The following is a 19,834-nucleotide window of genomic DNA, read 5'->3' as shown; positions in this document are numbered from 1 at the left end:
TTGTGCACTAATTCAGCTTCGGCTTGCATATCCAGCCGAGGCTCAATTAGTTACAGGCGTTAAACGCGATATTGTATTGTTAAGCCGAGTTTCAGTGCAGCCTGACGGTCTTAGATATCTCTTTGAATACGAACCGTGCCGCACTGCTAAATTTACTGAAAAGTCAGATAACGATTTTTTATGCCGACCATCATTTTTGCGGTGACATCCCTCTGCATTCTTGCTTGACTACCTTAATTGATACCGACGCCAGCATTTGCACCAGCTTGCTGATAAATAACTATGTGCATCAACGCTTTTCAGCTTGGGCAGTAGTAGGCGCATTTGGTGATAATTTGGTCGAGAGCGCTCGTACGGCAGCAAAGCCTCTATGCCTAACAAATGACCAATTGCAGAAATTACAACAACTAGGCATATGCATTAATTACAATGCATATGGTTCGAAATTGGACGATTTGCATTTTGCACCGGATGTTCTGTATCGAATCCTGGCAAGATATCCATCACCCTTGGATTTTATTGTGGAGCAAGACGAGTTATATCTACAGTTGCTAACAGCATATGCTGATGACATCCATTATGCTGAAACACTAAAGCCGGAGTTCAATAGCCCCCATGCTGCCGTCTTTATGCTGCCAAATGAAAAATGGGCTCACCGGGTAACGGGTGTATGGGCAAATGAACTGGCTAATCGCAATCCAGATATGGCCCATGCTCTAATAATGGATAATCAGCAGGGAGGCTACCAGGTTAGTGTCAGGGCTCCGCTAAATAATAAAACTGGTGCTGTCGAGTTATGCGATAAATTTAGTACAGGCGGAGGGCGCAAGGCCGCTGCCGGTATCAATCACCTTGAGAAGGGTCAACTTTCTGAATTCATTCAGGCATTTTCTCTGCACTATCATTAGCTGGTTTGCTTGATAGATCTTTTGGCGTTAAATCATGCCTAAGAAGACATTGGATAGATACAATCCAGATCCCCCCAAAAATAAAATGCCCTATTCCAAGGAATAAGGCATTTTTGATTGATAATTTATTAATTAATCGATTTCTACAACTGCCAACACCTGCCCGTTATCGCTTAATGCCAACTGAAATTTTCTGGAAAACAGCGACGGACAGCTACTGAAGGTCGGTAGAAGTCGTTGCAGAGCATCCGCTGGTTTGTCAGCCGTATTGGCCACCACGAAGTTATGAAAATCCCATTCATCGGCTTCCTTGGCGGATTCCATGAACGTATCCCATTCGTCGTAGTAGGACGATGCCTGGCAAACCACCAACCCGGATGACTCCCGACTGGGTACGATGAAGCCGTCCTGATCCTCGTCATAGACGGCATCGTGATCGATGTCGACAGACTCGCCATTCAGGGTTAACCGGTATTTTTCACAAAATACCGCCTGACCACTCACCCATTGCCCTGCAAAAAACGCGCGGTGCGTTTCGTTGACGATGTCTAGGGTGATGGCCGGTCCGTTCAAATCGACCAAGTACGAAAATAGCCAATGCCTGGCATCCAACCCCGGCCGAAATACCCGATAATCGCGGTGCCAAGCAAACATCCAGCGTAGCGCACCGACCTCATCGAGATCATCCAGGTCTGCGACTTTGACAAGGCCGTTTTCCACATCGCTTTGGCTGACCGGTTGCGAAACCGCTGCTAAATTCACGGTGCTATAGCCTTCCTTGATCGGATAATCCTGGATGATCGCCAATACCTGTTTGGGCAATAATGACACATCATTCAGTAAATCCAGGCAGCGGAACGTTTTCAGGGTGTCGTAGCCCTGCACAAAGTCTTCCTCCGACCGTTCGCTCTTGATCACTTCCAGTCGTTGCCTGGCTTCCCGCTGCAGAACCTGTTTGCCCACAGCAATCACCTGCGCTTCATCGATCAATTTATCCCGATCTGGCAACCGCGCGAAAAACCGGCATGAATCCAAGTGGATGACATGACCGGGATCTCGTTCGTGATGACTGTGATAGACCGGTAAGCCTTGCAAATACAGATGAAAATACTCCGATTGCCGTAACCAGTCTTCGCCCTGGGACAAGCCATACAAGTACAGATCACCTAGTTCGGTCTCGATGAACGGTAACGTTGAGTTGACCGCTCGCGGCCGATCCAGGCTGACACCGTTAAAACGCACCTCAATCGAAAATCCCCGCGCCAAGCGACACAACTGGGATTCGATCTGATCCGCTTCCGGTTTGAACTGGGTCAACGTCAAACGCGTGATGCCTTGCCAGTCAGCTGGCTCGATCGCAATCGGTTGGAAGGCCAAAAGCTCAGCCGTATCCACCGAAAAACGACCGCCTTTGCTGTCGACGCTGATGGCATCGCAGGCAAAAATGGCTGACAAAAAGTCGGGTAAGGAAACAGCATTGCTGCTGCTTCCTCCCCTAAGAACCGGACATGACAGTTTCCCTTCATCCGGCTCAAGCCTCTGCAAAGCCTCCTTACGGAAACCGGTGACACATCTTACTTATCGGTGTTAGGCTTGGTTTTATACAGACAATTGGGATGAATTAAGGTCAGATTGGATAGATTGTCCTTGCCACCTTTGGATTTTGAGAGGATATGATGGATTCGCCATCTCGTTTCCTTCGTAATCCGCAGGCTACAAATCGAACATTTTCCCGCCTGTTCCAGCCACAATATCAACAGTTGCCTTTTTCCTTTCTGGCTACCTTTCATCTTTAGACCAAGTCGGCCTTCAAAATAGGGTTCCCAATTCGGATCATAGGGATTGGCGTCCATCTTGATTTTATCGTGTCGCCGAATAACGGTATCAGTGGCCTTAACCAATGTCATTCGCCTCGGTTTCCCGTCTGATGCCAAGAAGGTTGCATTAAATCCCCAGCCGCGACTGCCGTTTGAACTGAAATATTTTCGCCTTATCCATAAACCACTCTTTTTCGGATGTCTGCGCAATGCCCACCGCCATAACAATTTCCAAATCTCATTGTCTACCTTAGAAAAGATAACCTTAGCGACCGCAGCTTTGTGATAATTCGCCCATCCTCTGATTTTTGGATTAAGGAGTCTTATCAGGTTTGTCTGCTTTGCTTGATTGTTAGCCTTTACCGTTGCTCGGATTTCATCCAGAAAAGCCTTCACACTCTTCTTAGCCGGCTTGATGAGTAATTTCCCTTTGTACTTGCGTACATTCCATCCGAGAAAATCAAAGCCTTCGTCGATATGCGTGATCTTGGTTTTCTCCGCCGAGAGCAGCAAGCCGCGCTCATGCAGGAAGTTTTCAACCATGGGTCTGATTTCACTTTCCAGTAATTCTTTCGATCTACTGGTGATGATAAAATCATCTGCATACCGAACCAAGTTGACCTGATGCCTTGCTGCCATACCATGACTAAACCGCCCGGTTCTATTCGATAAGGCGAATCTGTTCATTAACAAGGTTTCTAGCCCATCCAGAGTCATGTTGGACAACGTCGGCGAAATAATACCGCCTTGCGGGGTACCCGCTTCCGTTGGGAAGAGCTTATTTTGGTAGACGTATCCGGCCTTCAACCACTTTTGGAGTATCGATTTATCCATGGGGATATTTTCAAGCATCCATTGGTGACTGATATTGTCAAAACAGCCTTTAATGTCACCCTCTAAAATCCATTGCGGAGCATACGCACGACTCAATACCGTGAAGCATTGCTCTCTTGCATCTGCCGTGGATCTTTCGGGCCTGAAGCCATAAGAGTTCGGATCAGCTGTGGTTTCCGATACGGGTTCTAGTGCAAGCCGATATAGCGCTTGCATTGCCCGGTCTTTCATCGTCGGGATACCCAGTGGCCTTTCTTTCCCGTTACTCTTTGGAATATAGACCCGTCTCAGTGGAAGCGGTTGGTAACCACGTCTTCTGAGAGATGACATCGCCTGAGATTTGGCCTTCGGAGTTGACCAGGTTTTTCCATCCACACCCGAAGTTTTCTTACCTTTGTTTTCAGTCACCCGCTTGACGGCAATGGCCTTGCCGCTGAACGAGTGGGTCAGCAACCATTGCAAAGCTTTCACCTTGCCCCAGCGGCCTTCCTGTATTGCCTTCACGATACGCGCTTGCAGCCTTCTGACTTGTTGATGGCATTGGCCCCAATTGATACTGTGCCAGTCCACTTCAAAGCCGGAGGCTGCACACGCTGATGTAACGACGTTCATTTGCTTTTCCTCCTTTATAGTAAGGTTCTACAAACTCTCTCGTGACGAGAGACCAAGCGGAAGTCTGCACCGTTACCAGTCGGGATGATGTTTCAATCCCTATCTACCCCATTACAGGGCAGCATTCGCTTTTTCCGCCATCCTATGCCCGCCCTTCATCGGCCTTCCTTGCGGTCGGCTTGCCATCGCTGGCAAAGGATCGGGTTTACCGTGTTCCGCATAAATAACAACAGTGGGTTAGGTTCTGTCTTTTCTCCGGTGGCTTTAATGCCCCTGTGATCCGACTCGGAAGCAGATCAGCCAGCCACTTACCATTTTGGTTTAAAGCCTGTCAGCACATTTGGCTTATGTTCGTCACGGAGTTTATCAACAGTTCACATATGTTAACCGTACCACCAAGCCTAGCCCCCTTCCGCGTTGTGCTCGCAGATACACTTCCCCCTCGCGGGCTCGGTTTACCTCATATTGAGGATGGGTTACATTGTTCCGCCAGCTTCACACCGTCCTGTTACCAAGACCGCATGTGGCGGTAGGCTACTGCCAAGGGAATGGCAGGTTTCATTGCCGCCGAAGCAGCCAAAACAGTTACTTATGCGACTTCACGTCGCACTCCCAGTCCAAACGGATGTTCCCGTTCGATGACCTCAACATCCCAGCCGGACTCTGCTACGGTGAGTAACGTTTTCAAACAGGCAATGCCGCAGCCATCGTCACACACCGTCAAGGTTCGAGCGTCTTCCGAATACTCGAAGCTGACGAACCTGGCGCCGGCACGGCGGGCATTTTGCATCAGCTCTCCCAATACCGTGGTGGACTGGGTAAAGCTGAAGCGCAAGTTGTTGATCAATTTTTCGGGGTTTACCGATAATTGTGTGGTTTTCATGTGAGTTCCTCGAATAAAAAAGCCCCGAGGAAACGACACAGTCCAACCCCGACGGGGAGAACGGATCATCTCCCCGAGGCGGGTGATACTGGCTAGGCCAGTGGTTAAATAATGCTGTTTTAGGCTTGAGCTTTTGGTTTGGCTACCAGCTTGTTTAAAAATGCGTTGACGATGTCTAACGCCCTTAATTGGCATTGCGCTTCTTCCAATAATGCCGGATCGCTTGCAATTAAAGGGTCACTCGTTTCCAGACAATTGCCTTCTGCCAAATTAACCACGATATCAAGGGCCTTGATCAATTTAACCGTGTTAGCTGTACCAAAGATTTGTTCAAAATCGCATTGCATATCAATCTCCAAAAAATGAATGTCGGCTGGATCGTTAGCCTGATAGGACGAACAGCATCCAGCCAAGTGGGATCAAATGAAGGAAAACCGCTTACCTTGAATGAAGTCCTGATACTGCCGGGCTTCGGTTTTTACTTTGAACCGGGCATGCACGCAGCCGTCGATACAGATTTCCCAAGGCAAGCGTTTAAGCTCGCCTCTGACCAGTTCTACCTCGCCAACTCGAAAATCATCGTGTTGGTAAAGCACCTGGCGGGGACTGTCGACACGGACGATGCAGTGGTCCAGTAATGCCGGACCACCGATATCGCCTGGTTCGATCAATAACGGTACTTTGATGGTGCCGGTCGAGCGACCAATCCAGCCGATGACATCGTGCTCATCAAGCCACGACTGACCGGTAGCTGGATCGCCGTAATACAGCCGGATTTTGCGCCGGCTATGGCGAAGCTGTTCCAGCAACTCGACCACCGGTTCCGGTGTATCGGCGTGATAACAGGTGCCGGACGGCAAACGCTGGTACTGGATGCAATGACCCGTGCCGAAGGTGTGTTCAAAGATTTGATTCATGATGTTGTCCTCAAAAAACACGGAAACATCACGATTCCCCAGCGGGAATAGGACATTCCCGTTTGGGTGGATATAAATGAGCGCCGAAGCGAATGACTTGGCTAACTCAGGCTTTTACAAATTGCGCGTCTCAACGGGCGCATTTTTAGGATTGGATTTCCAGTGCAGGTTTTCCCAAAGCTTGTAATGCTAGAGGGATTAACTGATCCAAGTCCTCCCAATCGATACTGCCGCCGTTGGCTTCGCCTTGTTGATAGGCTTCAACCAATCCCCGACAAACCCGCATGGCCGCTTGCTCTTTCTTCAATTGCCGTACCGAATAATCCTAAAAAAATCAGTTGAGCTTAATCCTGCCAGAATTTTCCAGCATTGTTACAACACTGTGATCTAGAAATGACGGGGGATTTTTCATCCATACCTGACCTGTTCAGGCGGCTTCAAGATCATCCCGTTCAGATATTTTTTCATGGCTTCACTCAAAATTCGGTACCAACAGCCTATGGGTGTCAACTGCGGCGCAATGGCTTTTAGTTCATCAAAAAACTGACAAACCCTTTGATAGGCTGCTCGAACATAAGCCGCTCTGCCGTGGGTGCTGGTAATGGTGAGCGTCTTTTGCGCTGCGTGGGTAGTTTGTTTGCCAACACCATGAAGTAACAAGGGACGAGAAACGATGGCTTCGTAATGTTTGTCGGGCTCAGCCAGACGCACAAACAGCGACCACCAATTATAAATCAGGGCAATCATGCGAGCGATTAGGCGGCAGGGTTTGATTTTTTGCGTAACAAAGCCTCCCCAACCCCAGTGATTTTTGATTTCATCAAAGTTATTTTCGCAATCGGCCCGATCCCGATAGTGCTGAACAATACTGACCGTTTCGTGGGATAACGAGGTGACTAATACGCTGTATTCATAAGCCGCCAATTTTTCAGCCGATTCAATCAGTGATAGCTGCACCGGTAAGGCTTGTTGTGCATCGGGAGCCACCACAACGTTTTTGGATAATTTGCGTCGAACCAGCACCACGCGACGCGGTTTTTTCCAGGTGCTTAATTTCAATTGGGTGGACAGTGCTTCCCAGCCATCAGCGGTGCGTTCCCAACCCGGCTGGCAATGCCGTTGCAAAATGAGTTTCTTGACCCATTCCGATTGACGTAGTTTAAATAGATAATGCAGGCCGCGTTGTTCCGCTTCGGTCATGATGGCATCTGTACCCCAGTCGCAATCGCCCCGAATAAACGCCGGCCAGTGTGCTTGTGGAATACGTTCGAGCAAGGCCCATAAGCCGGGCGCCGAATAGGAGGATGCACTTTGATCACCGGCCTGCACTTCAACCTCCATGATCAAGCGCAGGTTGGCCATCATATAGGTATGGTAGGTATGTGAAGGACGCCCGGGTTTCTTGGGGTTATACCCGACGACGGCCCCCTCTTGCTGACCATAGAGTGGCTTGACGGTGACATCGGTATCGAGAATCCAAGGCTGACTCAGTAACGGGCTGTAGCAGCGATACAAATGATCCTGCAACCAGCGAATGCCGTCGGCCTCATCGATTTTATATAAGGCTCGTCGGGCGCTGTCATCACTGATCACCTTGGTCATACCCAATAGCCGAGCGTTAACCGTATCCCCCATCAAACTGGTGAGATGGGCGTAACGCGTATGGCCGGCGAGAATCGATAATAGAAACGAGCCCAACACATTGACCTTTTTAGGCGCATGGTTGCTGGCATAGCGCAGTGGACATTCCTGGACCCAAGGTTCGAATAGATGACCTACTTTTAGATATTGAATGAAAAAGGGTAACTGACCCAATGGCGTCACCTGGGCTTGCGGATCCCATTCAATGTGGATTTTGCCGTCGAAGGTATCGGCAACCACAGTAGCTATTTCTCGCTTTTTCAAACTGATTTCGGCCTCACCCGTTGGGTGAGGAATTGCTGGCGGTAATACCATGGCTAAACCCCGTCAATTCAAAGAGGTCACAGTATAAGGTACGGTTTGACTGATTTTTTTAGGATAATCCGGTTCCGGCAACTGTGCAACGGCAATGCATTCCCAGACCAGGCTTTCACCCTCCGATTCATGATAGTCATCGAACAATAACGGCATGGCAGCGGTGTCATCCCAAATCGTGGCGTCGTTGAATGCCTGTTCGGCAATCAGTTGTGCCGCTTCGGGACTGTCCGCAGTGATGCCGACTGACACTCGGTGCACGTAGTCGATTTCATACGACACCACGTAGCATCGATTCGCGCCATCCGGCGTGGCCTTGGCTAAGGCGGGTTCTTCGACTGGCCATTCGGTTTCCGCCGATTCACCCTCGATCAATGCGCTTTCATAAGGCTCGATTTCCTTGTTGCAGTTCGGGCAGCGATCGTTACACCCGCAATCCCAACCATCCTCCCATTCGGTTTGGCAGTATGGGCAGCGGTATTGATTCAGATAGCGAACCGGGCTGATTTCGGCTGTTGCGCCAACGCTGGGTTGGTTGATTGTTTTCATGGTCATGTCCTCCAAAAAATGCAGGAACGACCACCCGGAAGGATGAGGTTCCTACGGGTAAAAATCGCCGAACAAAGCCGAAAATTGGCTTGCCCAGCGGGGTTGAATTTACACAAAAATCGGTATATGGTGGCTAAAACTCATTAAAAAGCAGAGAAAAAGCCATGTTTGACGATATTTTGCGCATTTTTGATTTCCTCAGTCCTAAGCAGACTGAGAGCACGCAACCAGTACGAAAATCGATGGCAATACCACTCGATCCCAGACTGAATGCGTTAAATCTTTGCAAAACAATTTTGACCAAGTTGGATGCCGCGGAAGCCGATATTTTGCAAAACATCGACGATCCGAAGCGAGCTTGGGAGTTGTTGAGCAATATCCGACAATTGCGACGGGAAACCTTTGAGGATCTCCAATCGCTGTTACCAGACCGCTTTCGCTTCGACGAACCCACGCTTGACTTGGCCAGGCCGGTACGCACCGTGATGACACAAAACGGCGCGACGCTTGCGGTATTCAATGGCGGACAGACTCACTGACTGGCGTCGATAAACCATTGCCTTTCAGTGCTGCCCGAAGTTGGGATACCTGATGTGGAACTTTCTGAGCCTCTACACCAGCAACCGCAACCGACTGCTTTTTAGAGCGCCGAGTTTTTTTGACTTCAGGCTCGGGAATTTCGATCACAGGCTTGATTTTCAACAACTCCCGTTCCAGTTTGGCGATTTGAATATCCGCCTCGTAGATCTCGATCGTTTTTAACTTCGTCTGTAATTGCGCTTCTAGTCGGACAGCCTCACGATTGACACCGTGATTGCGCGTCTGGATTTCCTGACGCACCGAATCCGATATCGCCAACCAATCCACCTCATGACGGATGCTGGGAATGATCACCGGTAACCGGTTTCGCCCTAGGCGCTTGCTTCGATAGCTGTGAACCGTTTGAGACACATGTTTCAATGCGTTTAATAGTTGCAATGCAGTTGCCCATATGACCCGCAAGGCGAGGATGAACAGCGCCAAAATAATGATGCCAAAAATAAAGTTCATTGAAGTTCTCCTTTGAAAATTTAAGAAAACACTTCGAATGAACAGCACCCGGCCGGGCGATGGTCGCCCGAAGCGGGTTTTAGATTTGCAGCAGCGAATACCACTGCGCTTCACATCGGGCTTAACGCACCCGACACGATCACGGTTTAACGTGCTCGCCGCCTAAAGACGGAACGCCGACCAAAGTCGGATCCAGCGTTCATCAAAGAACGCATGAAGAGCCTGTTTTTCCGATGCAAGACTTACAACGTCGAGTCATTGGAAAAACTGGTCTGCGGTGAGGCAATTGATGTTATATTTTTATATAACAACCATCCCGGAGAAATGCTATGCATACCACCAATCTACGCAAAGTCGGCGGCTCGGTCATGCTGGCGGTGCCGCCGGCATTATTGGAACAATTACACTTACAGCCCGGCGCGACGGTAGGCTTGGTCATCGACCATGGCCGTTTGGTCATAGAACCATCGCCAAAGCCGCGTTATACCCTCGCCGAATTACTGGCCAACTCCGATTATTCCGCCCCCCTGTCCGAAGAAGAGCGCGAATGGGTCGATACGCCCGCGGTGGGTAACGAACTGCTATGAAGCGTGGTGATATCTATTTGGTCTCGCTCGATCCGACCTCAGGCCATGAACAAAAAGGCAGCCGGCCGGTGGTCATCGTCTCTCCGGATGAGTTCAATCAGGTCACCAAACTGCCGGTGGTATTACCTATTACCACGGGCGGTGATTTTGCCCGTCGCTTGGGATTTGCGGTGCCGTTGACCGGCATCAAAACCACGGGTGTGATTCGCTGCGACCAACCCCGCGTACTGGATTTGGTGGCACGCCAAGCTCGATGGGTCGATAGCGTGCCAGACGCCATCATGGATGACGTACTGGCTCGACTATCGACCTTATTCGAATAAGCGAATCGCCCTCAGTATTTAAGCCGCCAACAACACCGCTTTCGAGAGTTCGAACAGTTGCGCTCTCAGCTCTGAAAGGTCGTTAATAGTGATGGCAATCGGGAACAGATGACTGACATCCAGTCCCAAGCCGACACCGACGGTTTCGATACCACTATCGCGGCAGCGCTGTAAAAGTTCCAGCGTGCTCAAAGTATCGTTGGGTTGACCATCGGTCATCACCATCAACACCTTGCGCGGTTCGCGGCAACGCAGCAGTGACGCCGCACCAAACCAGATCGCTTCGGTCATTGGCGTACTGCCGGTGGCGGCTAGCGAAAAGGCACCGGTTCGGGCATTCACGCGTTGGCCATGCTCAAGTAGACGAAAAACAGAGTCGTCATAGCGCCCTGGAAATGCAGTCACGCCGGGGTTAACACCCGGAATGCCTTCAAAGGCCAGCGCCAGTGCCAAAGTGGCTTCCAGTGCAATCGGCATTCGCGACCCCATCGGTTGACCCTGGCTATCGGCAACCTGATAACCCATGCTTTCCGATTTATCGAGTAGCAGATGAATGGCCGTATTCGGTGCCTCTTTAGACTGCTTGCGTTGAAACAGCTTGGTTTCGCCGAGTGGCAAACGGTGTAGACGCTTACCATCCATCCGCCGTCCACGACACGCTGGTTGCGAGCGGTTTAAGGTTTGCGATTGCACCAAACCTTGCAACGCGGCGCGGATTTTTCCCGATTCGCCTTGTACCTTGCGCAACAAAAACGCACCGGCCTGCTCGTCCATGGGCGACTCGTGGCCACTGGGCATCAGCAATTCCGATACATTTTCGGCAGCCAACGACAAAGCCGATTTCAATGACTCGAATAAATCCTGCTCGATGTCACCGTCTCCGGCGGACAACAGGGTTTGCAAGACGCCCATAGGGTCGTCAATGTCGTTGGGCAATCGTTCATCGGCTTCCACGTCATCCGAGAAATCCTGGCCGTCCGTATCATTAGAATTGGCTGGTTCAGCATCCTGATCGGTTTCATCCGGTTCAGGCGACGTGTCCTCATCTGCCGATTTCTGGGCCTGATTGCGCTGCCGTTGTTGTTCGAATTCCTGCTCAATCATGGTCAGGATGCGATCGGTCAACTTCAGGCAATCGGACTCCGATTGCAAGTCATCCGGTACTTCGGACAACAAGCCTTTCAGGCGCGTTACCGCACCTTTCGGAAATGTTGTTTTCAATGCCGCTTCGGTTTGCTCGACCAATGGCAATAACGCCGATTGACCCAACACCTTGGCCCGCAAATATTTCAACACGAAGCCGTACAGAATATTAGCCGGATGATCATCAATGCTGTTGGCCACAAAGTCGCCTTTGGCAATCATCTTTTCAATCACGGTGCGGATGGTTAGTCGCGTTCCCGGAAAGTCCTTGGCCAGTTCGTGCTCGATGCGGACATCTTCAATCGCATTGCATAAGCGCCTGCGTAATACCGAACTGCCATAACGCAGCGTAAAATCCGAATAGCGAATATGCGCCGATTCATGTGCCAACAACCCCCAGGCGAAATCCTGATAATCCGGATCGTCACCCTCATAGGCCGGCAGTTGAATCGATCGACCATCGGTATAGGCTTGATTGCCACCGACACTGACTTTAATGCCAAAGCGATTGCCAATGGCCGCCGCGACGATGGGGAATGCATTGTGTAAAGTTCTATTTGTCATGGTGTGCTCCAAAAGTCAGGGCAAACCATGGCCCCAGCGGGACATGAATTTGCCCCAGTGGGTGAAAAATTAAATGGCTTCAGATCAGAACCAGTAATCCTGATCAGAATCATCCTCCTCGTCATTGCTTCCTGCAGTCACCGTTTCAGGTTCTGCTGAATGCTCCGAGTGGTTGGATTCATCAGCCAAGTTACCGGTTTCCAGTTTGGCCTGGCTTTTATCCAGCAAGACCTCAAGCGCCCAGTCATCGGCCGCCAATTCCGCTTCGATTTCATCGTCGAAGATGCCGTCAAACAGATCGGTAAAATCGGGACTGTCTGAAACGTTTTCAGCGATGACGGGTGTTTGTTCGGTTGCGACTGTTGTTGCTGTTGGTACGATTGATGGCTCTAACTCCGCGTGTTCGAAGGTTTCATCAACATCCGTCTCTTCAACAACGGGTGTTTGATTAACCAACAATCCTTCACCGTGCCGCCGGGTTTTATCCGGATCGGACAACAGCATGGCTGTGGCCAAAATCTCCTGCAAAATGGGGCCTTCAATGGCACCTTTGTTGGGAATTCTCGCCAGTAGGTCATCAATAGTGCTGACCACCGGCGCTACTCGATGATCCAGAAATCCCAAACCATCGAGTTTATCCCGCATGCGGCGAATCGGCCGTAACGCATTACGCGTCACTTGCTCCTTACCTAGCAACGATTGCTCGACGAGTTGATTGGCTTCTACGGAAATTTCGTAGAACATCTGCTCACTGAGTGAACCGATTTTGCTGTCCAGACGCGCGACATCCGCTGGCGGCAAGCTATCGGGTAAACCGATGCTGACCACCAGAAAATCAAACGACAACCGCGTTGAGACAAACTCCACCGAATCCACCGCTTGCTCGATGATGCCGGCAAACTCCGGATGGCGAACCACCCAGTCAGTCACCGCTGCATCGTAGCCGGCAATAAACTCGGTTTTAGCCGCCGCAAAATCCAGGGCGATGCGCTCGAGCTCTGCAGTAATACCGGCAGCAGACTCAACCGGCACGGCAAAACCACCCAGAAAGCGGGTGCCAACGCGCAAACAAATGCGTTCGGCTTCCTTCTTCAGGCGGTTGAATACCGTCAGCTTATCGGGATCGAGCAACCGTTTAGACCCTAAGCTGGCTAAGTCCTCTGGCGGCAATTTGCTACCATCGGCCAGCACCAAGTCTTCTTTTTTCAGTTTCTTGCGGGCGCCGTAGATATTGGCATCCACTTTTATCAAGACCACGCGGTCTAAGATCATTTGCGTTTCATGAGACATGGGAACCTCCTAAAATGAGAGGCACACCCATACCCGCTGGGGCCGATGTGCCCCTGTCGGGTTAAATAAAAAATTACAAACCGGTTAAAACCAGCAGTCGTTCATGTCGGACATGGCCTCAGCTAGATTTAAACGGGGTTTAAGTAGACCTAAAACTTCGGCGGTTTCGCGAATGCTGTCCAGATCAGTACCGAAAAATTCCAGCACATCCTGTTCAACTTTCAGATCGACCGATAGATCTCGAGCGGTTTCGGTGGCAATATCAATTTCAACGCCTTTAAAGCCTTTTGCTTTCAGCGCCAGTAAAAACAGCCAGGGCAAAACGCCATGTACCGATTTGATCTGACCACTCAGCTCAAAGACTTCAGCATTCAGCGTCTCATCAATCAATTGTTGCCAGCCATCCCAGTCCTGTTCAGGCTTAGATTGCTGATCCGATACGGATTGAATAACGCCGATCAGTCGCCTGACCTCGATACCCAATTCCACATGGATGGACTGTTTTGCATGGCAATCAATGCTCCAATACAGGGACTCGACTGGCGGTGTTGGTATGGACTCAGGATTTGAATCAAGTTCAGGCAATTGCGATGGCGCTGCCGAAGTATTACCCGGAAACACCACATTTCCGTTCACATCAATATCCACTGCGCCGACCAATACATAGCCTTTGGCCTGCTTTTGTCGTTCGATGTCGAACTGCTTAACGCCGAAACGGTTACTAACACCCGGCAAACTATCTGCCGTTTTGCCCCAGCGCGTCGTGATTGATCCATCCGAATTACTCCTGACTGCCCAGTCCTTGGAACTGCCGTCAGGGTTACGATGACGATAGAGATTCCAGGCGATCATGGCTACACCGTCCAATCATCACCAAACACATCCTTGGCGATACGATGAATCGCTTCGCGTTCGGCGGGTTCAGCCCGAAAGGTCAAAGCCCGATCCAGCGAATAGGCCAAGGCATTGGGCGCACTTTTGAAGGTGGCCACCAACGATGCCCAGCGCACTAAACCGCGCGTGGATAAGGTCACCGATAACATGCCGCCGCCATCGGCACCGCCGACAAAGACTTTACGAATCTGATTGGCGACTTTGATCATGCTTTCGCGTACCGTTTCCGGCATACTCGGCACCACATCGGCCAGCAGTTTCATTTCGTCTTCGGGTTCGGGGTAGCCGACTTCCATCAGTCGAAACCTGTCTAAAAATGCCAGGTTCTGACGTAATACACCTTGGTACAAGCCCGACTGATCGCCACTACCAGCACTATTGCCGGTGGCGACCAAACGGAATTTAGGGTGCGGGGTAGTCACAGCGCCGGTCTGCGGAATTGTTAGGGGTTTCCCTTCAACAATTTCATTCAAGCCAATCAGCTCGGCCGGATCGATGGCATCGATTTCGTTAATCAACAGCACATGGCCTAAGCGAACCGCCAAGGTCAACGGACCATCGATCCACTTCATCGCGCCGCCGTCGACCAGCATGTACTGGCCGAGCAGGTCGTTGAGTTCCAGTCGACCGTGACCGGTGACCGAATGCACGCCCCAGTTTAGACGCGCCGCGACTTGCTCCAACAACGAGGTTTTTCCAGAACCGGTAGGGCCGGTCAGGTATAAGCCGTCGCCATTGTGCGCGCCTAAAAATGCCAGCACGTCGCGCAAGTGATCCTTGCGAAACACGTACGGCTTTTGCGCCGGTACATAAGCATTTTGGCCTGGTTTGAAACCTTCCACTTTCATGGAAGCAGGGGCTGTAATGCCGAAGGTATCGGCAATCGAATAAGATTGATACATAGTGAACTCCTTTGCTTGAGGTTATTACCCGAAGCAGGGGCACACCGATCCCCGGACGGGAACAGTATCCCCGTCGGGTAGGAATGAATATCTGGCGAACCAGAGTGTTTGACAAACTAATTAACAGCGTTTATGCCGAGACTGAACCCGTAGCTCAGAACCAGTAATCCACGCCTGCGATGTCTTTTAAGACTTCCGCATCAAAAGGCACTTCCGCGAGCCGACCGCTGTCATCACGACAGGTAATGCGCACCCTTGGGCTGGGCAATTTCCGGTAGCGATCGAGTACAGCCTCGGTAACATCAGGCAATAACGCATTCAGCACCGCTTTGTAATCAATTGCGCCTTGGCTCTGAAACCGACTGACCCTTAATCCGGAATGTTCAGCCAGCAGATACTCACCCATTAACGACACTAGGTTTTGCTCGATGTCGGATTGATGGGCTTCCAGAGTTTTAAGTTGGGCTTTAAGGTCGTCGATTTTGGTGGCATGGCTGCGATAATTCGCGGCCAGTTGCTGCCATTGCTGTTCAGACATACCTTGCGGTAAATACAAATCCCGCTCCGGTTGCTTGTCTGGTTCCTTGCGGTTTTTGACCTTGGCCCAGAATTCCATGGCGGTATCGACCAACTGACTGAGAAAGGCATCATCCCGTTGGATCTCAAACGTCACGTCCTGACCTTGATGGTAGACAAACAAAAATCCCCGTTGCGCCTCGGCTACCAGTATTTGCTGTTGCACTTGGCACCAGTAAAGTTGATAGGCCTCTGATTGTTCGCGGTTGAGCACCACATCCAGAAAGGTCGATTCATGCGGACATTTGATTTCTACCGGTTCGTTAGCGTCCGATAAGCCATCAAACGACGCCCTCATCAGTGGAAACTGCTCGGATTCCGCGCAAAGCGGTAGCAGCATGACATCGTGCTGTTCCTCGAAGCGTTGTAAGGCTTCGGATTCTTGCGCGATACCGATGCGAATCAACGGATTGTTATCCAGGTTTGCTTCGAGCACGAGGCCAACTTTTTCGGCCCACAAGCGCCACGGTGTTTTGTGTGGCGAACGATCCATAATAATCGCCGCTTCACTGGCACTGACCCCTTGGGCTCGCCAAGCACGCCAATCGTCCGATCGCTGCGAGACATTGATGATGTTCATCACCGCTGCTCCTGCAAGCGAATATGACAACCCAGGCGCAGTGTCGACAACCCGCGTTTAACGAGTTGATGATTACAACGCCTGGCCCAGTGATAGTCGGCAAAGACCAGCAAAGTCTGATCGGCATGGGCGAGATAAAGCCCACCATAACTTTCGACCATACTTTGCAATTCAGATGGGGTGGGCACCTGGATTTCATGGACTGGATTACCTGGATTTAAGCTGCGTTCCAGGAAACTGCGTCCATGCCGGCGTAACACCGTTGGTGAATCGTAACGATGCCAGTCGGTGTGACACGGTATGCGGTTGGATGATTGATCAATAGCAGTCATGACATCTCCTTCAAAAAAATGGCGCCATGACATTCACCCCAAGGGGCGATGCAAGGCGCCCGTAGGGTTTAAAATGACCAGCGATTTGCTGGCAGTTAAAAGTTAAAACAACAACCAATTAGCGATGCGAGCCTAGCGTTTCCCGTGCTTGGGTGAGCGCCTCAGTAGCAGGATCGGACATCGGTGGCATGACCGTGCTGTCAATGGGATGCTGGGCATCTGTTGATGTTGCCATGGCCGCTGCCGAGGCTTTGTCCAATTCCGCAATGGCAAAGGTCAAATCCAGGCCGACAAACTTGTTGTTGGCATAGTCGTAAGCGGCTTTCCAAGCCCCAGCCAACGCAGTGCGTCGGACCAGTTCACTAACCGCTTTTTGCACCTTGGGTGAAATCATCGATAAATCAATCACACGCGGTGGTTCGACAGTGCCGATGATCGCATCATCGCGAAACACTGCTTCGTCAACGCGACTGGTTGTGCCATTAATCACACTGCAATCATTGATGTCGTCGATGCTTTTGCCATCCATTTCCTCTGCGGCAAACCCACATTCCTCAGGAAAGGCAGCACGTAGTGATGCCGCTTTACCGCATTTCGCCAACTGACCTTTCGGCCGTTTGATCCACATGGCGGTGGGCACTTGCGAGTTTTTACCGCCAGCAGTGCTATACGCTTCTTGCCAATACACTTCTTCGGTGAAGGCACAACGCTTGCCGCTGACAATCCGGTACACGGTTACCGCAACCCATTCGGGAAACGTCACGGTGACACTGGATTCCTGCCATTGGTCGTTGTCGTCCTTGTAGCGACCGGTAAAGGATTTGGTAATATCCGGTCCCCACACAGGGCGATCCATACCCGCCCAAACCCCGGTGCGCGAGGCGGTGGTCTGGATTTCCATAATGGACGGCCAGACGGTTTCGACATTGCGGCCCAAAGCAGCACTCCACATCGGCACTACATGCACGGGCTTTTTGAAAATATCCAGCTTGCGGGCTTTGCAGTAATCCAGAGCCATTAGGATGGCTTCCGGGGTTTTAGCTGTGGGGAAAGTCACTTCGGTAAGCACTTTCCATGATTGCTCGGACAGGCCATAGACCTGATTAACCTCGATCGGCATCAGCAGATTGCGGGTTTTCGGTGGGTAATGGGTACGGGATTGATTGCTCATTGCGTGTCTCCTTAAAAAAGAGGACGCAATGCCCCAGCCGGGGAATGACGTCCCCATGGGGTAAAAAACACCGACATAGCACCGCTATTCGGCAAATTGTGAGTAGTTCAAGCCGGTTGGCCAGAAGTCACTCAATGCTGTTGATCAGAAAAACGGGATATCATCGAAATCTTCATCCATATCGGCCGTATCAGGCACAGAGGATGCTGAAGATGACTGATGCGTACCATGGGTGCCAGACGTATCGCTTGCGCGATCCAGCATTTGCAACTCATGAGCCACGACTTCCGTGCGGTAGCGCTTTTCGCCATTTTTGTCCCATTGCTGGGTGCGAAGCGTACCTTCCACGTAAATCTGGCCACCTTTCTTTAAATACTCGCCAGCGGTGTCGGCCAGTTTTTTGAAAAAAACCACCCGATGCCATTCGGTGCGTTCTTGTTTAACGTTTTTAGCGTCTTTCCAGACTTCGCTGGTCGCCAAACGCACTGCAACCACTTTGCCGCCGTTATTGGGCAGATACCGAATATCCGGATCGGCGCCAAGACGGCCCAATAAAATGACTTTATTCACACCACGGTTTGCCATGATCAAATCCTCCAATCGGCCGCGCCCGACAGTTAAAAAACAAACCCATCTGCGCGGTGATGGGGATAGTCCTGGAGGCATCATCCCGGTTGGGAAAATACATTCCCGGACAGGGTAAACACAAAAACACATCAGGCTTGACGCACCTGACACGACGATGAATACCATCGCCGCCGCTTAACAACGGAACGCCGGTTAATGCCGGATTCAGTTGCCTTGAAAGACAACATGAAGGGTTGGGTGGAGTTGATAACCGGAATCGGCCTTAGTTATCAATCTGAACAGGCTTGGCCGGCCAACAACTGTCGGTGGCATTGAAGCAGAAAAAATTTGGCGGGATCTTGCAGCAAATGTCGAATTCGTCATTAGCTGCAAAAGGCATTAAAAAATCTTGGCTTACTATCGGGTGCTATCCCTCATCGTGAACCAGGAACGCAAATGGCAGAAATTTCCGCAACGATTAAACACACTCGACTTGCGATTAGTCGTCCGGTGTTTGAACGAACTTTCAAGATTAACAGCGAGCAAGCCATTCGCGTCATACGCAATAGTTATGAGCGCTTGATTCGATCGCTGTATGCGATTGATGTGATTTTGCGCATCGTTGGTCAGGAACAAGCCGTCGATGAAATTGAAGCTATTGTCAGTATGATGATTACCGAATGTGCCGAACAACTTCAGCAGGAAAAAGCCCGTCTGGAGAAATTGAAAGCGGATAACGGGATTGCTGAAATACCTACCTACACCCATCCCCGCGAATTTGTCGCTCGAATTGCCTCGCCGCAAATCGCCCAGTTTGTAGAGCTAATTCGGCTTCTCGATCAGTTGATGATGGTCATGGATACCTTGTGGCTATGCCAGGTCATCGACAATAAGCATTGTGTGGATGCACGGTACCATTGGCAGCAACGGTTACAGCGTTTGGCTAATCGAATTGTCACCATCGAACGGCAGGCGCATCGTGAAGCTTATGTTCAAGGGCATGGTGAGGAGGTGCGCTTGGCAAGACAAGAATCTGGTCTTCAAGATGAGCCAGAAGCCGTTATCGATGACGAGTCAGTGATGGGGGAAGTCGATTCATCACAAACCACCGGTAAGGCGGGGTCAAGATGATCTCGAACCGGGATGAAATAACCTTGATGGTGCCATTATCTGATCAGGAAGCTTGGGATCTGGCGCAGTTTTTAAAACGGGTTGGGTATGCTGAGTTTCGTAGCAATGCTGTCGATGATGATGAGGCTTACCGGATGCAGGCGGCTGCGGAAAAAATTAGGGGAAACTTGGCTTCTATTGGCTATAGCCCTCGTTAGTGAAGTAAATCAGAAGCATTCGGTTGACAAATATATAAAAATGCACAATTA

The 19,834-nt window shown here is 50.6% G+C and carries 23 protein-coding genes; 6 read left to right on the top strand and 17 right to left on the bottom strand.

Annotated elements, in window-relative coordinates:
- Positions 1-122: 122 nt before the first annotated feature.
- The gene (locus QLH52_RS12645; RefSeq protein ID WP_319961827.1) at positions 123-908 is read left to right on the top strand and encodes a DHH family phosphoesterase; all 786 of its coding nucleotides are present in this window, start codon (positions 123-125) and stop codon (positions 906-908) included.
- A 132-nt stretch (positions 909-1,040) separates the two neighbouring features.
- On the opposite strand, the gene QLH52_RS12640 is transcribed toward QLH52_RS12645, so the two are convergent.
- From QLH52_RS12640 to QLH52_RS12605, 8 genes are all read right to left on the bottom strand, one after another.
- Complete coding sequence (locus QLH52_RS12640) at positions 1,041-2,363, bottom strand: hypothetical protein (protein WP_319961826.1); 1,323 nt, start codon at positions 2,361-2,363, stop codon at positions 1,041-1,043.
- Positions 2,364-2,482: 119 nt separating this feature from the next.
- Complete coding sequence (ltrA, locus tag QLH52_RS12635) at positions 2,483-4,171, bottom strand: group II intron reverse transcriptase/maturase (RefSeq protein WP_319961825.1); 1,689 nt, start codon at positions 4,169-4,171, stop codon at positions 2,483-2,485.
- Positions 4,172-4,760: 589 nt separating this feature from the next.
- Positions 4,761-5,054, bottom strand: a complete 294-nt coding sequence (locus QLH52_RS12630; RefSeq protein ID WP_319961824.1) for an ATP-binding protein — start codon at positions 5,052-5,054, stop codon at positions 4,761-4,763.
- Between the two features lie 119 nt (positions 5,055-5,173).
- Positions 5,174-5,401 (bottom strand): hypothetical protein, encoded by a 228-nt coding sequence (locus tag QLH52_RS12625; protein ID WP_319961823.1) that lies wholly within the window; start codon positions 5,399-5,401, stop codon positions 5,174-5,176.
- Positions 5,402-5,473: 72 nt separating this feature from the next.
- A complete protein-coding gene (locus QLH52_RS12620) occupies positions 5,474-5,971 on the bottom strand; it encodes a hypothetical protein (protein ID WP_319961822.1) in 498 nt (165 codons plus the stop codon).
- Positions 5,972-6,116: 145 nt separating this feature from the next.
- Positions 6,117-6,278, bottom strand: a complete 162-nt coding sequence (locus QLH52_RS12615; protein WP_319961821.1) for a hypothetical protein — start codon at positions 6,276-6,278, stop codon at positions 6,117-6,119.
- A 101-nt stretch (positions 6,279-6,379) separates the two neighbouring features.
- Positions 6,380-7,927, bottom strand: a complete 1,548-nt coding sequence (locus QLH52_RS12610; RefSeq protein ID WP_319961820.1) for a transposase — start codon at positions 7,925-7,927, stop codon at positions 6,380-6,382.
- 12 nt (positions 7,928-7,939) lie between these two features.
- On the bottom strand, positions 7,940-8,476 hold the full coding sequence (locus tag QLH52_RS12605) for a hypothetical protein (RefSeq protein ID WP_319961819.1): 537 nt from the start codon (positions 8,474-8,476) through the stop codon (positions 7,940-7,942).
- 242 nt (positions 8,477-8,718) lie between these two features.
- Between QLH52_RS12605 and QLH52_RS12600 the strand changes: the two genes are divergently transcribed.
- Positions 8,719-9,015 (top strand): hypothetical protein, encoded by a 297-nt coding sequence (locus QLH52_RS12600; protein WP_319961818.1) that lies wholly within the window; start codon positions 8,719-8,721, stop codon positions 9,013-9,015.
- On the opposite strand, the gene QLH52_RS12595 is transcribed toward QLH52_RS12600, so the two are convergent.
- The gene (locus tag QLH52_RS12595) at positions 8,993-9,526 is read right to left on the bottom strand and encodes a hypothetical protein (protein ID WP_319961817.1); all 534 of its coding nucleotides are present in this window, start codon (positions 9,524-9,526) and stop codon (positions 8,993-8,995) included. The two genes, QLH52_RS12600 and QLH52_RS12595, sit on opposite strands and share 23 nt — an antisense overlap.
- Positions 9,527-9,855: 329 nt before the next feature.
- Here QLH52_RS12595 and QLH52_RS12590 point away from each other — a divergent pair, with 329 nt between their 5' ends.
- Positions 9,856-10,113 (top strand): AbrB/MazE/SpoVT family DNA-binding domain-containing protein, encoded by a 258-nt coding sequence (locus QLH52_RS12590; protein ID WP_319961816.1) that lies wholly within the window; start codon positions 9,856-9,858, stop codon positions 10,111-10,113.
- On the top strand, positions 10,110-10,436 hold the full coding sequence (locus QLH52_RS12585; RefSeq protein WP_319961815.1) for a type II toxin-antitoxin system PemK/MazF family toxin: 327 nt from the start codon (positions 10,110-10,112) through the stop codon (positions 10,434-10,436). Before QLH52_RS12590 ends, QLH52_RS12585 begins: the two co-directional genes overlap by 4 nt.
- Positions 10,437-10,454: 18 nt before the next feature.
- Here QLH52_RS12585 and QLH52_RS12580 read toward each other — a convergent pair whose 3' ends face one another.
- From QLH52_RS12580 to ssb, 8 genes are all read right to left on the bottom strand, one after another.
- Positions 10,455-12,143, bottom strand: a complete 1,689-nt coding sequence (locus tag QLH52_RS12580; RefSeq protein WP_319961814.1) for a VWA domain-containing protein — start codon at positions 12,141-12,143, stop codon at positions 10,455-10,457.
- 84 nt (positions 12,144-12,227) lie between these two features.
- Positions 12,228-13,433, bottom strand: a complete 1,206-nt coding sequence (locus tag QLH52_RS12575; protein WP_319961813.1) for a DUF3150 domain-containing protein — start codon at positions 13,431-13,433, stop codon at positions 12,228-12,230.
- A gap of 84 nt (positions 13,434-13,517) precedes the next feature.
- Positions 13,518-14,285 carry a hypothetical protein gene (locus tag QLH52_RS12570; RefSeq protein WP_319961812.1) on the bottom strand — a complete coding sequence of 256 codons (768 nt, stop codon included), beginning with the start codon at positions 14,283-14,285 and terminating at the stop codon, positions 13,518-13,520.
- A 2-nt stretch (positions 14,286-14,287) separates the two neighbouring features.
- On the bottom strand, positions 14,288-15,229 hold the full coding sequence (locus QLH52_RS12565) for a MoxR family ATPase (protein ID WP_319961810.1): 942 nt from the start codon (positions 15,227-15,229) through the stop codon (positions 14,288-14,290).
- Positions 15,230-15,383: 154 nt separating this feature from the next.
- Positions 15,384-16,385, bottom strand: coding sequence for a YqaJ viral recombinase family nuclease (locus QLH52_RS12560; RefSeq protein ID WP_319961809.1), 1,002 nt, complete (start codon positions 16,383-16,385; stop codon positions 15,384-15,386).
- Positions 16,385-16,717, bottom strand: coding sequence for a hypothetical protein (locus tag QLH52_RS12555; RefSeq protein ID WP_319961808.1), 333 nt, complete (start codon positions 16,715-16,717; stop codon positions 16,385-16,387). The genes QLH52_RS12560 and QLH52_RS12555 overlap by 1 nt, the downstream gene beginning before the upstream one ends.
- A gap of 118 nt (positions 16,718-16,835) precedes the next feature.
- A complete protein-coding gene (gene bet / locus QLH52_RS12550) occupies positions 16,836-17,888 on the bottom strand; it encodes a phage recombination protein Bet (RefSeq protein WP_319961807.1) in 1,053 nt (350 codons plus the stop codon).
- Positions 17,889-18,032: 144 nt separating this feature from the next.
- On the bottom strand, positions 18,033-18,473 hold the full coding sequence (gene ssb, locus QLH52_RS12545) for a single-stranded DNA-binding protein (RefSeq protein WP_319961806.1): 441 nt from the start codon (positions 18,471-18,473) through the stop codon (positions 18,033-18,035).
- Positions 18,474-18,911: 438 nt separating this feature from the next.
- On the opposite strand from ssb, the gene QLH52_RS12540 reads away from it, so the two are divergent.
- Both QLH52_RS12540 and QLH52_RS12535 read left to right on the top strand, forming a co-directional pair.
- Entirely contained in the window at positions 18,912-19,586 is a 675-nt protein-coding gene (locus QLH52_RS12540) for a hypothetical protein (RefSeq protein WP_319961805.1), read from the top strand.
- Positions 19,583-19,783 (top strand): DUF7706 family protein, encoded by a 201-nt coding sequence (locus tag QLH52_RS12535; RefSeq protein WP_319961804.1) that lies wholly within the window; start codon positions 19,583-19,585, stop codon positions 19,781-19,783. Before QLH52_RS12540 ends, QLH52_RS12535 begins: the two co-directional genes overlap by 4 nt.
- Positions 19,784-19,834: the final 51 nt, after the last annotated feature.

It is taken from the genome of Methylomonas defluvii (assembly GCF_033949435.1).
Classification (GTDB): Bacteria; Pseudomonadota; Gammaproteobacteria; order Methylococcales; family Methylomonadaceae; genus Methylomonas; species Methylomonas defluvii.
Note: the sequence above shows the minus strand (reverse complement) of the source record. Positions and strands in the feature narration are given on the sequence as shown.

What these genes read in the sequence shown, in the direction of transcription:
- ltrA (WP_319961825.1), bottom strand. Translation starts at nt 4,171, where the DNA reads ATGAACGTCGTTACATCAGCGTGTGCAGCCTCCGGCTTTGAAGTGGAC.
- QLH52_RS12630 (WP_319961824.1), bottom strand. Translation starts at nt 5,054, where the DNA reads ATGAAAACCACACAATTATCGGTAAACCCCGAAAAATTGATCAACAAC.
- QLH52_RS12625 (WP_319961823.1), bottom strand. Translation starts at nt 5,401, where the DNA reads ATGCAATGCGATTTTGAACAAATCTTTGGTACAGCTAACACGGTTAAA.
- QLH52_RS12620 (WP_319961822.1), bottom strand. Translation starts at nt 5,971, where the DNA reads ATGAATCAAATCTTTGAACACACCTTCGGCACGGGTCATTGCATCCAG.
- QLH52_RS12610 (WP_319961820.1), bottom strand. Translation starts at nt 7,927, where the DNA reads ATGGTATTACCGCCAGCAATTCCTCACCCAACGGGTGAGGCCGAAATC.
- QLH52_RS12605 (WP_319961819.1), bottom strand. Translation starts at nt 8,476, where the DNA reads ATGAAAACAATCAACCAACCCAGCGTTGGCGCAACAGCCGAAATCAGC.
- QLH52_RS12600 (WP_319961818.1), top strand. Translation starts at nt 8,719, where the DNA reads ATGGCAATACCACTCGATCCCAGACTGAATGCGTTAAATCTTTGCAAA.
- QLH52_RS12595 (WP_319961817.1), bottom strand. Translation starts at nt 9,526, where the DNA reads ATGAACTTTATTTTTGGCATCATTATTTTGGCGCTGTTCATCCTCGCC.
- QLH52_RS12590 (WP_319961816.1), top strand. Translation starts at nt 9,856, where the DNA reads ATGCATACCACCAATCTACGCAAAGTCGGCGGCTCGGTCATGCTGGCG.
- QLH52_RS12585 (WP_319961815.1), top strand. Translation starts at nt 10,110, where the DNA reads ATGAAGCGTGGTGATATCTATTTGGTCTCGCTCGATCCGACCTCAGGC.
- QLH52_RS12580 (WP_319961814.1), bottom strand. Translation starts at nt 12,143, where the DNA reads ATGACAAATAGAACTTTACACAATGCATTCCCCATCGTCGCGGCGGCC.
- QLH52_RS12575 (WP_319961813.1), bottom strand. Translation starts at nt 13,433, where the DNA reads ATGTCTCATGAAACGCAAATGATCTTAGACCGCGTGGTCTTGATAAAA.
- QLH52_RS12570 (WP_319961812.1), bottom strand. Translation starts at nt 14,285, where the DNA reads ATGATCGCCTGGAATCTCTATCGTCATCGTAACCCTGACGGCAGTTCC.
- QLH52_RS12565 (WP_319961810.1), bottom strand. Translation starts at nt 15,229, where the DNA reads ATGTATCAATCTTATTCGATTGCCGATACCTTCGGCATTACAGCCCCT.
- QLH52_RS12560 (WP_319961809.1), bottom strand. Translation starts at nt 16,385, where the DNA reads ATGAACATCATCAATGTCTCGCAGCGATCGGACGATTGGCGTGCTTGG.
- QLH52_RS12555 (WP_319961808.1), bottom strand. Translation starts at nt 16,717, where the DNA reads ATGACTGCTATTGATCAATCATCCAACCGCATACCGTGTCACACCGAC.
- bet (WP_319961807.1), bottom strand. Translation starts at nt 17,888, where the DNA reads ATGAGCAATCAATCCCGTACCCATTACCCACCGAAAACCCGCAATCTG.
- ssb (WP_319961806.1), bottom strand. Translation starts at nt 18,473, where the DNA reads ATGGCAAACCGTGGTGTGAATAAAGTCATTTTATTGGGCCGTCTTGGC.
- QLH52_RS12540 (WP_319961805.1), top strand. Translation starts at nt 18,912, where the DNA reads ATGGCAGAAATTTCCGCAACGATTAAACACACTCGACTTGCGATTAGT.
- QLH52_RS12535 (WP_319961804.1), top strand. Translation starts at nt 19,583, where the DNA reads ATGATCTCGAACCGGGATGAAATAACCTTGATGGTGCCATTATCTGAT.